The sequence below is a fragment of the Bradyrhizobium archetypum genome (assembly GCF_013114835.1).
Taxonomy (GTDB): domain Bacteria; phylum Pseudomonadota; class Alphaproteobacteria; order Rhizobiales; family Xanthobacteraceae; genus Bradyrhizobium; species Bradyrhizobium archetypum.
Window position 1 is genome coordinate 408,187 of record NZ_JAAVLW010000005.1, and the last position, 14,536, is coordinate 422,722.

The following is a 14,536-nucleotide window of genomic DNA, read 5'->3' on the forward strand; positions in this document are numbered from 1 at the left end:
GCTTTTGTTGCGCCCTGCCCCGGAATTCACGCCGCCGCTTCGCACCCCGCGAGTTCGCGGAGTTCGGGATAAAATCGTGCGGTCATTCGGCCGACATAGCGCCGCAAATTGTCGTGGCTTGCGGCCGCCCGCTGCAAGTCTGACTCGAACAGCGGACAGATCGCGCTGACCGCGAAGGCGAACATCGTGGCGTCGATACCAGCCGGCGCGCGGCCCATGAAGAACGGCTTGTCGCCGAGATAGGCCGCCATCGCGTCGATCGAACGGATGCCGATCGCGGTGATCTCGTCGGCAGAGTGGCGGCCGATGCCCTGGCCATGTAACGTCTTGCGCAGACGGCGGCGGATCATCGCGACCACGATGGGGCGGACCGGCGCAGGCACCCCCTTGAAGAAATTGACCGGGCCCTTGCGGAAATTGGCATCGATCATCCAGCGGAAGTAGACGCTGGCCCAATAAAGATTGTCCTCCGCCATCTTCTCGAATGCCCAGGAGATGGCGAGCTGCTCGGCGCTGAGACCCTGGTCGAAATCGATCCCGTACTTCTTCTCAAGGTGCCAGCGGATCAGCGTGGAGTCGCCGAGCAACTGGCCATCGTCCTCGATGTAGGGGATCTTGCCCTTGGGCGCCTTCGAAAAGCTCATCAGCGCCTTTTCGAACGGCAGCTTCGACATCCGCAGCAAGGTCTCGGCCTTGGTCACGAATGGGCTTGCGTCAGGAAGGCCGAAATTGGGCCCGGAGCCATAGAGCGTGATCATGGAAGCCTCAATGGATTTTTGCCGGGCGCGGTTCCGCACCCGCCCGTGCATACCATCGATAATATCAGATCGTCCGCGGCGAAATGAGGGTGCCGTCGCGGTCGGCACTGTCGGCAATTTTGCAGAGATCGCCTTCGAGGCGAAGCCGGCCGCTCGCAAGCAGGCGCAGCGCCTCGGGATAGATGCGATGCTCGATACCAAGAATACGCTGTGACAGCGTCTCCGCCGTGTCGTCATCGGCCACCGTCACCGCGCCCTGCATCACGATCGGGCCGGCGTCGGTTTCCGGAATCACGAAGTGCACGGTGGCACCCGAGATCTTCACCCCCGCCTGCAATGCCTGGCCATGCGGATCGAGGCCCGGAAACGACGGCAGCAGCGATGGATGGATGTTGAGCATTTTGCCGGACCAGCGCTGCACGAAATCGGCGGTGAACAGCCGCATGAAGCCGCCGAGGCAGATCAGTTCGACGCCCTGTTCCTCCAGCGCCCGCTGCAGGATGGCTTCGAAGCCGGCACGATCCTTGCCGAACGGCCTGCTCTCGATCACCCTCGTCGGAATGCCGCTCGCGGCGGCCTGCGCGAGCCCCGGCGCGTCGGTCCGGTTGGAAATCACGGTGACGATCTCGGCCGGAAAGTCCGCAGCCTTGGCCGCGTCGATCAGCGCGGCCATGTTCGACCCGCGCCCCGAAATCAGAATGGCGACCCGGCGTTTCATTGCGTGAGATCGAGATGACCGTTGTAGACCACGCGATGCTCGCCCGTTGCCGGGATTACTTCCCCGAGCAGGGCGACGGTCTCGCCGCTTTCGGTCAACACTGCCGTCACCTGCTCGACCGCATCCGGCTTGACGATGGCGACCATGCCGATGCCGCAATTGAAGGTGCGCAGCAATTCGAGTTCGGCGATGCCGCCCTGCTCCGCCAGCCATTTGAACACCGGCAGCACCGGCAGCCGCGCCAGGTCGATGCCGACGCCGAGATGTTTTGGCAGCACGCGGGGAATGTTGTCGGTGAAGCCGCCGCCGGTGATGTGGGCAAGGCCCTTGATCGCACCGGTCTCGCGAATCGCGCGCAGGCAGGATTTCACATAGAGCCGCGTCGGCATCAGCAGCGCGCCGCCCAGCGTCATGACCGGGGAGAAAGGCGCCGGCGCGTCGAACGCCACGCGGGATTGTTCGACGATCTTGCGGACCAGCGAGAAGCCGTTGGAATGAACGCCTGATGAAGCGAGCCCGATCACGGCATCGCCCACGGCAATGTCCGCGCTCGGCAACAGCGTGCCGCGCTCGGCAGCCCCGACCGCAAAACCCGCAAGATCGTAGTCGCCGTCCTTATAGAGGCCTGGCATTTCCGCCGTCTCGCCGCCGATCAGGACGCAACCGGATTCGCGGCACCCCTCGGCTACGCCGGCCACGATGGCCGCCGCGGCCTCGGGATCGAGTTTGCCGCAGGCGAAATAATCGAGGAAGAACAACGGTTCCGCACCCTGCACGACGAGATCGTTGACCGACATCGCCACCAGGTCGATACCGATGCCGCCATGCAGGCCAGTCTCGATCGCGATCTTGACCTTGGTGCCGACGCCATCGGTCGCCGCCACCAGCACCGGGTCCTTGAAACCGGCCGCCTTGAGGTCGAACAGGCCGCCAAACCCGCCGATTTCGGCGTCGGCGCCGGCCCGGGCGGTGGCGCGGACCATCGGCTTGATCAAATCGACCAGGCGGTTGCCCGCATCGATATCGACGCCCGAATCCGCGTAAGTGAGCCCGTTTTTGCGGTCGTTCATGCCCAAATTCCAGTATGATGACGGCTGGTTACGAGGAATTCGGCGATCCTGCAATGGCTCGCAAGCGCTTGGCGCATATACTATGTAGATAAGAACCGGCTGAAACCCGCCAGAGGCCGGATCGAGGCCGGGAGCCGGGAAGCGACCGAGTTGAGTATTCCAAACATCATTACGCTGGGCCGCATTATTCTGGTGCCGGTCATCGTCTGGGCGATCGTTTCCAGCCAGATGGAAATCGCCTTTGCGATCTTCGTCGTTGCCGGGGTGAGCGACGCCGTCGACGGCTTTCTCGCCAAGCGCTTCAACATGTCGAGTGAGCTGGGTGCCCTGCTCGACCCGCTCGCCGACAAGGCGCTCTTGGTTTCGATCTTCGTGGCGCTCGGCATCTGGGGTGCGATGCCGCGCTGGCTTGTCATCCTCGTGGTGTCGCGCGACATCATGATCGTCACGGCGGTGATCGTATCATGGCTGTTCGACAAGCCCATTCCGATGAAACCGTTGATGGTCTCGAAGCTCAACACGGTGGCGCAGGTGGCGTTTGCGGCGCTGGTGCTGGCTTCGCTCGGTTTCAATTTCAAGCCGGCACCTTATGACGTGATCCTGATGGGATTCGTAACGGTCTTTACTTTGGTTTCCGTCTCGCTCTATCTCGTCGAGTGGGTGCGGCACATGAGCACGATCGAAGCGCGCTAGAATTTTCTTTTATTTTTTTGTTGCGTTTTCCTGAAGCGAACCGGTGGCCATTTCGCTTGAAAACGCTATGAAAGCCGTGGAATCCCGGCCTGGAGACTTGCGTGGCAGTTCGCGTTCAACCTCGTCAGCTTGCCTTTGCGCTGCCCCATGCGGAGAGCCTGACCCGCGACAATTTCCTGGAAGGGCCGGCCAATCAAGCCGCGCTCTCGCTGATCGAAAGCTGGCCGGACTGGCCGAACCGCATCATGCTGCTGGTAGGACCGGAGGGCTCCGGCAAGAGCCATCTCGCCGCGATCTGGGCCGAACAGGCGGGCGCGCGCTCGACATCGGCGCATGCGCTTAATCCCGCTGCCGTGCCCGGCGCGCTCGCCACCGGCGCACTTGTGGTCGAGGACCTCAAGCCTGGCGATTTCGATGAGCGCGCGCTGTTTCATCTCCTGAATCTGGCACGGGAGGATGCGGCCTACATTCTGATCACGGCGCGCGTTCCGCCATCGGCCTACGAGATCGAGCTACGCGATCTCCGCTCCCGGCTGCGCGCCCTGCCCATGGTGTCGCTGTCACCGCCCGACGATCTCTTGTTCCGCGGCCTGATCGTCAAGTTCTGCGCGGACCGCCAGTTGAGCATCGACGAGACGGTGGTGAGCTACCTGGCGACCCGGATCGAGCGCTCCTATGCCGCCGCCCGCCAGGCGGTCGAGCTTCTGGATACCGAGGCGCTGCGCCTCGGCCGGCCGGTGACCCGGGCGCTGGCTGCGGAACTCCTGCGCAACGTCTGACCGGCAGGACGTGGCCTCCTGCCACCTTGACGGCGGCTGCGGGCGGAACATCAATGTCATTGAAACGTCATCGGCGTATCACATGGTGTGGGTCGCATCCCCTTAAAATCGACCTGCCTCGCCCGAGATGGATCAAAGCTTTATGGAATTGGCACAAGCTGTTGAAATAAAAGAAAAAGAACCGATTGCCGAGGCTCCGTCCACGATTGCCACGAGCCCCGAGCGCTTCATCAACCGCGAGCTATCTTGGCTGCATTTCAACCGCCGTGTGCTCGAGGAATCGGTCAATCCCGGCCATCCCGTGCTCGAACGGGTTCGATTCCTGTCGATTTCCGCCAATAACCTTGACGAATTCTTCATGGTACGCGTCGCCGGTATCAAGGCGCAGGTCCGTGAAGGCATCGCCGAACGCAGCCCGGACGGCCTGACGCCGGCCGAGCAGCTTACGCTTATCAACAGGACGGTCTCGGAGCTCGCCTCGGACCAGCAGGCGATCTGGCGCGATCTGCGTACCACCCTGTCGGACGCAGGCATCAAGCTGGTCGACGGCCACGACTTCACCAAGGCGGAGCGGAGCTGGCTCGAGGATCATTTCCTCCACAACATCTTCCCGCTGCTGACGCCGCTGGCGATCGATCCTGCGCACCCCTTCCCGTTCATCCCGAGCCTCGGCTTCACCATCGCCCTGCAATTGTCGCGAACCTCCGACGGCAAGGCAATGAACGCGCTGATCCGCATGCCCGGCAAGATCGACCGTTTCATCCGCATGCCCGCCGGCAAGGACGGCACGGTGCATCTGATCCCGCTGGAGCAGGCGACCGGCCTGTTCATCGGCCGTCTGTTCCCCGGCTACACGGTGAAGGGCCAGGGCGCCTTCCGCATCATCAGGGACTCTGAACTCGAAATCGAGGAAGAGGCCGAAGATCTGGTTCGCCTGTTCGAGACCGCGCTGAAGCGGCGCCGGCGCGGTTCGGTGATCCGGCTCGAGATGGAAGACAAGATGCCGGAAGCGCTGTGCGGCTTCGTACGGCAGGCGCTTTCGGCGGCCGACGACGAGGTGTTTCTGGTCGATGGCGTGCTGGCGATGAACGAGCTCTCGCAGCTCACCCGGCTCGACCGGCCCGACCTCGAATTCATGCCCTATGTGCCACGCCATCCCGAGCGGGTGCGCGACCATGGCGGCGACATCTTTGCCGCGATCCGGCAAAAGGACCTCATCGTTCATCACCCCTACGAATCCTTCGACGTCGTCGTGCAATTCCTGCAGCAGGCGGCCCGCGATCCTGATGTCGTCGCCATCAAGCAGACGCTGTACCGCACCTCGAACAACTCGCCGATCGTGCGCGCATTGGCCGAGGCGGCGGAAGCCGGCAAATCGGTGACCGCGCTGATCGAATTGAAGGCGCGGTTCGACGAGGAAGCCAATATCCGCTGGGCGCGCGATCTCGAACGCGCTGGCGTGCAGGTCGTGTACGGCTTTCTCGAACTGAAAACGCACGCCAAGCTGTCGATGGTGGTGCGGCGCGAAGGCGGCAGCCTGACGACCTATGTTCACACCGGCACCGGCAATTATCATCCGGTCACCGCGCGCATCTATACCGATCTTTCCTATTTCACTTCGGACCCGATCATCGGCCGCGATGCGGCGCGGGTGTTCAACTACATCACCGGCTATGCTGAACCCAGCGACATCGAGCGCATGGCGGTGTCGCCGTTGACGCTACGCAAGCGCATCATCGAACACATCAGGGGCGAGACCAATCACGCAAGGCACGGCAAGCCAGGCGCGATCTGGATGAAGATGAATTCGCTGGTCGACCCCGACATCATCGACGCGTTGTACGAGGCTTCCCAAGCCGGCGTGTCCATCGAACTGGTGGTGCGCGGCATCTGCTGCCTGCGGCCCGGCCTGCCCGGGTTATCAGACAATATCCGCGTCAAATCGGTGATCGGCCGCTTCCTTGAGCATGGCCGAATCTACTGCTTTGGTATGGGGCAAGGCCTCCCAGGCCCGAAGGCGGCTGTGTATATCTCGTCCGCCGACATGATGCCGCGAAACCTCGACCGCCGGGTCGAAGTCCTCTGTCCATTGCAAAATCCCACGGTACATCAGCAGGTTCTCGAACAGATCATGGTCGCGAACCTGAAGGATACCGAGCAGAGCTGGCAGTTATTGCCGGACGGGTCGTCAACGCGTATGAAGGCCGCGAAAGGCGAAGAGCCGTTCAATCTGCACAACTATTTCATGACGAATCCGAGCCTGTCTGGACGTGGAAAGTCTCTCAAGGAATCTTCGCCGCGCCGCCTCACGCGCCGTAACGAGCGTCAGCATCAGCCATCGTCATCATGAGGGAGCACCGCTGTGAAGCGGCCGCGCAAGCGCGCTTCCAGCGTCGCCGTCATCGACATCGGTTCGAACTCGGTTCGTCTCGTTGTTTATGAAACGATGGCGCGCAGCCTCGTCACCATCTTCAACGAAAAAGCGTTGTGTGGGCTCGGCCGCGAGGTGCAGAGCACCGGCCTTCTAGCCGAGGACGCGGTCACCAAAGCGCTGACGGCGCTACGGCGGTTCCGGGCGCTGTGCCGCATCCAGCAGGTGGGGCGCGTCTTCGCCATCGCCACCGCCGCGTGCCGCGACGCCAAGAACGGTCCCGACTTCATCGCCAAGGCGGAGCGCATCTGCGGCGCGCGCATTCAAATCCTGTCCGGACCGCGCGAGGCAAAACTTTCCGCGCTCGGTGTCGTCTCCGGCATCCACAATCCCGATGGCATTGTTGGCGATCTCGGCGGCGGTTCGCTCGAACTGATCGACGTGCAGAAGAACCGGGTCCTCAGCGGCGTCACGCTGCCGTTGGGAAGCCTGGCGCTGCAGGATCTCTCGGACAAATCCTTGAAGCGCGCCGAGCGCATCGTTCGCGACGACCTGTCCGACGTCGCCCAGCTCAAGGCTGGTCAAGGCCGCACCTTCTACGCCGTCGGCGGTACCTGGCGCGCACTGGCGCGCATCCATATCGTGCAGAGCGGCTATCCGCTGCGCGTGATGCACGGCTATTCGATACCCGCCGCCGACGCACTCGATTTTGCGAGGCGCCTGCGCCGGCTGGCGGCCGCCAACATGCTCGCCGATATCGAAGTGGTCGCGGATGCACGGCGGCCGCTGCTGACCTATGCGGCGCTGGTGCTCGAATACATCATCCGCGTCGGTCAGCCGAAGACGATCGTGTTCTCGACCTTCGGCGTTCGCGAAGGCCTGCTCTACGAGATGTTGCCGACGCAGGAGCGCGCCAAGGACGGCTTTATCTGCGCCGCGCAGACCCTGAACGGGCTATTGTCGCGCTCAGCACGCCACGCCGAAGAGCTGGTCGCATGGACCGACCGGCTGGTGCGAGTGGTCAAGCTGCGCGAAACCGACGAAGATCGAAGGCTGCGCCATGCCGCCTGCCTGCTCTCAGATATCGGCTGGCGGGTGCATCCCGACCACCGCGGCGAGGAAACGCTGAGCCTGATCACCAACGGCAATTTCGGCTCGATCAGCCATCAGGGCCGCGCATTTGTCGCGCTGTCGGTGTTCTATCGCTATGCGGGCCTGAGCGAGGAAAACGAACCGCCGGAGCACATCCGCCAGTTGATCCCGCCGGCGATGGACGAGCGCGCCCGTCTTCTCGGCGCGGCCTTCCGTGTCGCACATCTGATCTCGGCGGCGCGGACCGGCGTGTTGCCGGCGACGCATTTCCGCACCCAGGGCCGCAAGCTGATGCTGGTGTTCGAGCACCGCATGGTCGATCTGGTGGCTGACCGCGTCGGCAGCCGTTTCAAGCAACTGGCGCGGCTCGTCGGCCGCGCCGGCTCGATCGTGCGAAGCTGACCCGCGCAAGCGCGCACGCTACAGCCCCCGTACGAACGCTTCGAGGGCCGCGTTGGTCTCGTCTGGCGCTTCCTGCTGCACCCAATGTCCGATCCCGGAGACAATGGTGGAGCCGCGGAAATCGGCGCAGGCGATTCCGGGCTCGGCGTAAAGGTCCACACCTGGAACGAAGGCGCGTACGGGGTCGCGTTCACCGGCGATGAAGGCCGATGGCTGCATAATGCCGCGTCCGCTCAATTCAGCCAGATCGGCGAAATCGAGGGTCTGCGCGCGGTAGCGGTTGAGCGGGCCGCGAAAGCCGCTGGCCCTGAAGGCATCGACATAGACGGCCAGATCGCTCTCGTTCATCCAGTCCGGAAACGGCTGCGGGTCAACGAGCCCGTCCAATAGCCTTGCCTCCGGCGGCTTTGGCTCGAGCCATTTGTTGTGGGGCGCCGCCCCGGACAGCGCGAAGTATATTTTACGGAGAGCACCAGCGATGTCCGACTCCAGTTCAGCCTCCGCCACGCCCTCTTGCTGGAAGTAGATCTGATAGAAGAAGCGCCCCTTGTAGACCGACCGCGCGAGCTCGATGAAGGGTACGGGTCCACGCGGGCGGAACGGCACGCTCAGACCGGCCACTGCCCTGATCTCGTCGGGGTGAAGCAGCGCTGTGTGCCACACGATCGGCGCGCCCCAGTCGTGGCCAAAAAGAACGGCCGGGCCACCTCCAATATGTTTGATCACGGCAACGACGTCCGATGCGAGATGACGCAGCGTATAGGCCGCGATTTCTCTTGGCTTCGAGCTTCGCCCGTAGCCGCGCACGTCGAGCGCGGCTACCCGAAAGCCCCGTGCGGCGAAGTGCGCGATCTGGTGCCGCCAGGAGTACCAGAGCTCCGGGAAACCATGGACGCAGACAATCAACGGACCTGAGCCGCTGACCGCCACACTGAGTTCCGTCGCTCCGTTTCGGACAGTGAAAAAGTCCATCGCGCCCCCCTGCATGATCGATCATATCAGTGACATTACGCGTGCCGCCAGCATCGGCTCGCGCAGCGCGGCTTGCGGCTTGACCAGCTGCGAGACTTCCACCGTCAGCCGATGCACCTCGGGATCCTGCGCGGCGAGCCTGGTCAAGGCCATGCCGTATTGCAGGCGCTGCGCGAGATCGTCCGGCCGAACACCGCGCGTGGCCGGGTAGACGAAGTCGGTAACGGCAACGCCCCACGGCGTCGCGATGGTGTCCTGGATGGCAGCGAAGAATTCACGCGCCAGGCGCTCCATGGGGACGTCTTTCGCCAACAACCGGTCCAAGATCACCGCTTCCTGCGCCGCCACTCTCATGCCCTGGCCGAAGACCGGATTGAAGCGGCAGAGCGCGTCGCCTGTCACGAGCAGGCCCGCGGGGAAAGTTTCAAGGCGCTCGAAATGTCGCCGTATGCTGCAAGGCATTTGGTAGCGAACGATATCAGTTAGCGGTCGCGCGTCGCTCACCGCATCATGGATGGTCGGGGTGCGCAGGCTCCTGACGAAGTCCATGAATCCGGCGCGGTCGCCCGGAGGCACATCGCCATGATTGCCTCCGATGGAAAGCAGCCACCGCCGCTTCTCGATCGGAAACAGGAACGCCCCGCGGCTGCTGGCGGGCGCCGACGGCAGCACGATATTGCCCAGCCAACCTTCGTTGTGATCGAGCGGCCGCTCGACGATCGTGCTCGCATACGCCTGATCAATGCCGATCTCGGTTTCTTCGGGCTTCTGCAGAGAAAGCTCTTCGAGCAGTTGCAGCGTCAGGCCACAGCGGCCGGAGGCTTCGACAACGAGATCGGCATCCAGGGTTGCACAACGACCATCCTCGTCATCATAACGGACCGCCCTGATCCGCTTGGCATCGCGCGATGCGACAAGTGCGGTAACGCGCGAGCGCACGCAAATCGTGACGTTCGGCGTCTTTTGGACGCGTCGTCGCGTCAAGGTCTCAAGCAGTGGGCGCGACATGCAGAAAATATCGAAGCCGAGATCGCGAATGGGGAATGGATCGAAACCCGGGCGCTCCAGCCTGATATCCTTCCCGGTGCGGATCTTCACGGCGCCCGCTTCCGCCAGATCGTTTTCGAATCCCGGAAACAGGTTCTGCAGGGCCTGCAGCCCGCCCGCGAGCAGCATGTGCGCATGCTGGCATTGCGGCGTGCCGCTTCGCGGTGCGGCCTCGGCGGGAAGCACGTCGCGCTCGAGAACGGTGACTTTCCCGAAATGCCGGGAGATCGCCTGAGCGGCCGTAAGGCCGGCCATGCCGGCACCAATGACCACCGCGTGACTTTTTGCAAGATCTGGCACGTGCTCCTCCTGGAAGGGAGTATGGATGATCGGAGTGGATCCGCGGCGGACCGTACGCCCGACGCAGCGGCTTCAGATAGGACCGAGCCTATCCGATCTCTTTTGTGGCCATGGTGAAAGGCATCACAATTGAGGGTGCCGGCATCGCATCAAGGGTTTGGCTCCCAGGGTGAGCGCACAACGCGCGACTACTTCTTCTTTGGTGTCAGCCAGTCCTCGTCTTCCAGGGACGGCGCCTGCTTTTGCTGCTCCAGGATTTTCTTGTACTCATCCGGGATGACTTGACTGCGAGATGCCTCGTGCAGCGTCTGCGGGAACCAGGTCGCAATACCGGGGAAGGCGATCATCAGCCCAACACAGATCACCTGCAGGATCATGAACTGGAACATGCCGGCGTAAATCGTCGCGAGACTCCAGCCCTTCACCACCTGCTTGAGATAGTAGGCGGACATCGCGACCGGTGGCGACAGAAAGGCGGTCTGCAGCACGACCGCAACCAACGCTCCGAACCAGATGAGGTCGATGCTCAACCCCTTCACGACGGGATAGAAGATCGGCAGGAACACCAGGATGATGGCTGGCCACTCAAACGGCCAACCCAGCAGGAAAATGAGAAAGAGCACGACAATCAGCATAAGGCTGGGTGGCAACTGGAGACCGAGCATCGTGTCGGTGATCCAGTTTGCCGAACCGAGGCGGGCGAACACCGCACCGAAAATGTTCGACGTGACCGCCAGCAGCAGGACCATGCTCGAGGTCGCCATCGTCGAGGTCAGCGCGCGCTGCAGTCCGCTGAGCGAGAACCTGCCATAAACGATCGCCAGCATCAGCGCGCCGACGCTGCCTATGCCGGCGGCCTCCGTCGGCGTCGCAAGCCCCCCGATGATCGAGCCGAGCGTCGCCGTGATGAGCCCGAGCAGAGGCAGCGTGCCGACGATCACCTCGCGCGCGATGTACGGCGCCGAGTAAATCCGCTCGTCCTTTGGCACCGGTGGCCCTAGTTTGGGGTTCATGAAGGCACGGCCCATCAAATAGGCAATGTAGATGCCGGCCAGCAGGAAGCCCGGCCCAAAGGCTGCAGCATAGAGATCGGCGACGGACACCCCGAGCACCGGCCCCATCACGATCAGCATGACCGATGGAGGAATGAGAATTCCGAGCGTGCCGCCCGCCGTGATGGTGCCCGCTGAAAGCTTGGGGTCATAACCCGCTTTCGTCATGATCGGCGAGGCCATGATGCCAAGGACGGTGACGGCTGCTCCGACGATGCCCGTCGCCATCGCGAACACGGTCGAGGTCAGGATGACGACGAGGAAGAGTGCACCGCGCACCGGCGCAAGCAGCATGCGGAACGCCGTAAACAGGCGCTCCATGAGTCCCGCCTGCTCGGTGATGAAGCCCATGAAAATGAACAGCGGCACGGCGGCCAGCAGTTCCTCCTTCATCATGCCGATGGTCTGGAAGTAGCCTAGTTCGAAGACCGTTGAGCCCATGCCCCAGTAGCCGAACGAAAAGGCGAGAAACAGCAACGTGAACGAGATCGGCACGCCGATGAAGATCGCTCCAAGCAGGACCAGAAGCATGATGATGCCGATGAGCGCTTCCGCGGTCATATCTCGACCTTCTCCTTGTGCTCGAGCTCGACGCCGGTGCGCCACATGTAGATGCTCTTGATCAGTTCGGACACGCCTTGGATCAGCAGCAGAAGGCAGGCGAACGGCACGACGAACTTGAACGGCCACAGCACGGGCCGCCACGGTGTCTGGTCCGAAGTCTCGTTGATCAGCCAGGCGTAGTGAAATTCGTTCCAGCTGATCAGGAACAGCATGATCAGGCTCGGGAAGAAAAAGACGATATAGGAGATCGTATCGATCCAGCCCTTCCTGGGGACGGAAAACTTCTCCCAGAAGAAATCGGTGCGGATATGAGCACCCTTGTGCAAAGCGTAAGCGGCACCCAGCATGAACAGCGAGCCGTACAGCATGTAGGTTACGTCGTAGGCCCATATGGTCGGCGCATTGAACAGGTAACGCGCTGTAACCTCGTAGGCGACGGCGAGAACCAGCGGCACCGACAGCCACGAAATGATCGTGCCGGTCCGGTCCGTGAAGCCGTCGATGATCCTGATTATGGCCAGGAGCGCCGGCGGCTGCCTGCCTGTTGTATCAGCCATCCCTCCCCTTTCCGCCGACCGTTCGGGCGGCCGATTTGCCGCACGATGCAGGCCGGCCGCATGAGCCGCATCAATGGAGGGCGGCCGAACCGGTCGCCCCGGACGAAGCCCTATTTCTCGACGGGGAAGTAATAGTTCGCCATGAAGGAATACGGCGGAAAATAGGACCGCTTGTACGGCACCACAGCGCTGGCATAGGCCTTCTGCGAGTCGTGCACCTTCTTGAAGAACGGGTTCTTGGCGCCCTCCGCCGCCGCGATCTCGTCCCACTTCTTGATGAAGGCCAGCAGGATCTCGGTCGGCGTGCGCAGGATCTGTACGCCATGCTTCTGCTGCATCTCAATCAGCGCATCGGCATTCTGGCGCTGCCACTTGGTCCACCAGACGAGGAATGTCTCGTTTGCCGCCGACTTGATGATTTCCTGATGCTGCGCGCTGAGCTCCTTCCACACATCGCCGTTGATCACGATTTCGCCTACCGTCACGTTCTCATGCAGGCCGGGCGAATAGTGGTACTTCCAGACATTGTGGAAACCGAGCTGCAGGTCTTCGATGCCGCCGACCCATTCCGCGCAATCGATCACGCCGCGCTGCGCCGAGGGAATGATTTCGCCGCCCGGCATGTTGACCACCGTGAAGCCGAGCGCCTGCCAGACCTCGCCGGCCATGCCAGTCTGGCGGCATTTCATGCCTTTCATGTCCTCAATCGTCTGGATCGGCTTCTTGAACCAGCCGAACGCCTGCGGACCTGCAGGCAGGATGGGGAACACGACCACGTTGAGCTTGAGCTCCTTCTGATAGAACTCGTTGTAAAGGTCGAGGCCGCCGCCGTGATAGAGCCAGCCCATCACGTCCATGAAGTCCATGCCGAACGTGCCGCCGGGACCGCCGGTGAAAAGGATCGCAGTCTTGTTCTTGCCGGTCCAGTAGCCGGCCCACGAATGCGCTCCGTCGAGCACCTTCTTATGGGTCGCATCCAGCACCTCGAACGCCGGCACCACCTGCCCGGCGGGCATGGCCTCGATCTTCAGCGCGCCGGCCGATAGCTTGTTCACCCGCTCGGCGAAGTAGGTGAAGTTGTCATAGAGCGTAAGCGACGCTGGCCATGTGGCCTGCATCTTCAGCACCTTCGTCTGCCCCATGACTGCCGTGGTGGATCCGACAAACGCCGATGCGATCAGGGCAACGGCGATTACTCCCAGAAACAAGCGTTTCATGAGCCATCTCCTCCCTTGGACGACGTGACGTCGGCGATCGCTTTTGTTCGTTTTTCTTAGCCGCCAGTCTTGAAATCACGTCTGCCACCATTCTGCCACCATCGCCTCACGTTGTCATCTTGCTTTCTGGCGTTGGCAAGCGCCGGCATGCGGCGTGCGAAGGCTTCGATCGTTGTGATGGCTCGATCGTGTTGAGCTGAGAATTTCGTCTGTCACGCTACGATTCCCCGTCGCGCGAGCGCCTGCAACTTAAGGGATGCGGCACGGCGGCGCGATTATTACACAATGCCATGACGCAGTAAGACTAGTTTGGACGGGCGCTGCCTTCGTACATGAAGGTCATCGCCTTCGGTCCAGGCATATAGCCGGTCTCCACCCGCTCAATCCGGAAGCCAGCCCCTTCGATCATCGCACTGATGGGCCGGTTGAGATGACAGCCGCCACTGATGCACTTCCAGGCAGGCGTCAGCCAGTCCTGCCATCGCCTCACATTCCTGTCCGGCGCCATGCCGTGCTCCACAAACAGGAGCTTACCGCCTGGCTGAAGCACCCGGCGCATCTCGGTGAGCGCCATGGCGGCATCCGGAATGCTGCACAAGGTCCAGGTCGTGACAACGGTGTCAATGCTACGGTCATCGAGCGGAATCGCCTCCGCCGAAGCTTCGATGAAGTTGACCGGCGCTCCCGGCTGCGGTGCGTTCCGGGCCATCGCCGTAAGTTGAGGAGACCGCTCCAGCGCCAGCAGTTCTGTTACCGGTGAACGATAGAACGGCAAGTTCCGGCCCGACCCGATCCCGATCTCGAGCACGCGACCTTCGGCCGCGCCGATCACCCGCTCGCGATAGGGCTGCAGTTGCTTGTTTCGCATCGCGAAATCGCAGAGTCTCGGCAGGATAACGTCGCCATAGAAGCCCATGGTCCATTCCTCCAGCCGCCCATCGGAT

General features: G+C 62.4%; 13 protein-coding genes. 4 read left to right on the forward strand and 9 right to left on the reverse strand.

Translation table 11 applies throughout. From position 1 onward, the window contains the following. Positions 1-26: 26 nt before the first annotated feature. From HCN50_RS18315 to purM, 3 genes are all read right to left on the reverse strand, one after another. Positions 27-758, reverse strand: a complete 732-nt coding sequence (locus tag HCN50_RS18315) for a glutathione S-transferase family protein (protein ID WP_171711055.1) — start codon at positions 756-758, stop codon at positions 27-29. Positions 759-822: 64 nt separating this feature from the next. Then, positions 823-1,476: a phosphoribosylglycinamide formyltransferase gene (gene purN / locus HCN50_RS18320; protein WP_171711056.1), complete on the reverse strand. Its 654-nt coding sequence runs from the start codon at positions 1,474-1,476 to the stop codon at positions 823-825. Continuing rightward, positions 1,473-2,546 (reverse strand): phosphoribosylformylglycinamidine cyclo-ligase, encoded by a 1,074-nt coding sequence (purM, locus tag HCN50_RS18325; protein ID WP_171711057.1) that lies wholly within the window; start codon positions 2,544-2,546, stop codon positions 1,473-1,475. Before purM ends, purN begins: the two co-directional genes overlap by 4 nt. Before the next feature lie 150 nt (positions 2,547-2,696). Between purM and HCN50_RS18330 the strand changes: the two genes are divergently transcribed. The 4 genes from HCN50_RS18330 (at position 2,697) to ppx (ending at position 7,883) form a co-directional block, all read left to right on the forward strand. Further along, complete coding sequence (locus HCN50_RS18330; RefSeq protein WP_171711058.1) at positions 2,697-3,239, forward strand: CDP-alcohol phosphatidyltransferase family protein; 543 nt, start codon at positions 2,697-2,699, stop codon at positions 3,237-3,239. 101 nt (positions 3,240-3,340) lie between these two features. Then, complete coding sequence (locus tag HCN50_RS18335; RefSeq protein ID WP_171711059.1) at positions 3,341-4,018, forward strand: P-loop NTPase family protein; 678 nt, start codon at positions 3,341-3,343, stop codon at positions 4,016-4,018. A 142-nt stretch (positions 4,019-4,160) separates the two neighbouring features. Further along, positions 4,161-6,368, forward strand: coding sequence for an RNA degradosome polyphosphate kinase (locus HCN50_RS18340; RefSeq protein ID WP_171711060.1), 2,208 nt, complete (start codon positions 4,161-4,163; stop codon positions 6,366-6,368). Positions 6,369-6,380: 12 nt separating this feature from the next. Next, positions 6,381-7,883 carry an exopolyphosphatase gene (ppx, locus tag HCN50_RS18345; RefSeq protein ID WP_171711061.1) on the forward strand — a complete coding sequence of 501 codons (1,503 nt, stop codon included), beginning with the start codon at positions 6,381-6,383 and terminating at the stop codon, positions 7,881-7,883. A gap of 18 nt (positions 7,884-7,901) precedes the next feature. On the opposite strand, the gene HCN50_RS18350 is transcribed toward ppx, so the two are convergent. The 6 genes from HCN50_RS18350 to HCN50_RS18375 all read right to left on the reverse strand — a co-directional run bounded on the left by HCN50_RS18350 (position 7,902) and on the right by HCN50_RS18375 (position 14,508). Further along, a complete protein-coding gene (locus HCN50_RS18350; RefSeq protein ID WP_171711062.1) occupies positions 7,902-8,855 on the reverse strand; it encodes an alpha/beta fold hydrolase in 954 nt (317 codons plus the stop codon). A gap of 21 nt (positions 8,856-8,876) precedes the next feature. Next, positions 8,877-10,202: an FAD-dependent oxidoreductase gene (locus tag HCN50_RS18355; RefSeq protein WP_171711063.1), complete on the reverse strand. Its 1,326-nt coding sequence runs from the start codon at positions 10,200-10,202 to the stop codon at positions 8,877-8,879. A 188-nt stretch (positions 10,203-10,390) separates the two neighbouring features. Next, positions 10,391-11,815 (reverse strand): TRAP transporter large permease, encoded by a 1,425-nt coding sequence (locus HCN50_RS18360; RefSeq protein ID WP_171711064.1) that lies wholly within the window; start codon positions 11,813-11,815, stop codon positions 10,391-10,393. Next, positions 11,812-12,375, reverse strand: a complete 564-nt coding sequence (locus HCN50_RS18365) for a TRAP transporter small permease subunit (protein ID WP_171711065.1) — start codon at positions 12,373-12,375, stop codon at positions 11,812-11,814. Before HCN50_RS18365 ends, HCN50_RS18360 begins: the two co-directional genes overlap by 4 nt. Positions 12,376-12,485: 110 nt before the next feature. Next, positions 12,486-13,592, reverse strand: a complete 1,107-nt coding sequence (locus HCN50_RS18370; RefSeq protein ID WP_171711066.1) for a TRAP transporter substrate-binding protein — start codon at positions 13,590-13,592, stop codon at positions 12,486-12,488. A gap of 304 nt (positions 13,593-13,896) precedes the next feature. Beyond that, positions 13,897-14,508 (reverse strand): class I SAM-dependent methyltransferase, encoded by a 612-nt coding sequence (locus tag HCN50_RS18375; protein WP_171711067.1) that lies wholly within the window; start codon positions 14,506-14,508, stop codon positions 13,897-13,899. Between the last annotated feature and the right edge of the window lie 28 nt (positions 14,509-14,536).

Excerpts from the sequence above, each read along its gene's own strand:
- HCN50_RS18315 (WP_171711055.1), bottom strand. The coding sequence starts at position 758 with ATGATCACGCTCTATGGCTCCGGGCCCAATTTCGGCCTTCCTGACGCA.
- purN (WP_171711056.1), bottom strand. The coding sequence starts at position 1,476 with ATGAAACGCCGGGTCGCCATTCTGATTTCGGGGCGCGGGTCGAACATG.
- purM (WP_171711057.1), bottom strand. The coding sequence starts at position 2,546 with ATGAACGACCGCAAAAACGGGCTCACTTACGCGGATTCGGGCGTCGAT.
- HCN50_RS18340 (WP_171711060.1), top strand. The coding sequence starts at position 4,161 with ATGGAATTGGCACAAGCTGTTGAAATAAAAGAAAAAGAACCGATTGCC.
- HCN50_RS18350 (WP_171711062.1), bottom strand. The coding sequence starts at position 8,855 with ATGGACTTTTTCACTGTCCGAAACGGAGCGACGGAACTCAGTGTGGCG.
- HCN50_RS18360 (WP_171711064.1), bottom strand. The coding sequence starts at position 11,815 with ATGACCGCGGAAGCGCTCATCGGCATCATCATGCTTCTGGTCCTGCTT.
- HCN50_RS18365 (WP_171711065.1), bottom strand. The coding sequence starts at position 12,375 with ATGGCTGATACAACAGGCAGGCAGCCGCCGGCGCTCCTGGCCATAATC.
- HCN50_RS18370 (WP_171711066.1), bottom strand. The coding sequence starts at position 13,592 with ATGAAACGCTTGTTTCTGGGAGTAATCGCCGTTGCCCTGATCGCATCG.
- HCN50_RS18375 (WP_171711067.1), bottom strand. The coding sequence starts at position 14,508 with ATGGGCTTCTATGGCGACGTTATCCTGCCGAGACTCTGCGATTTCGCG.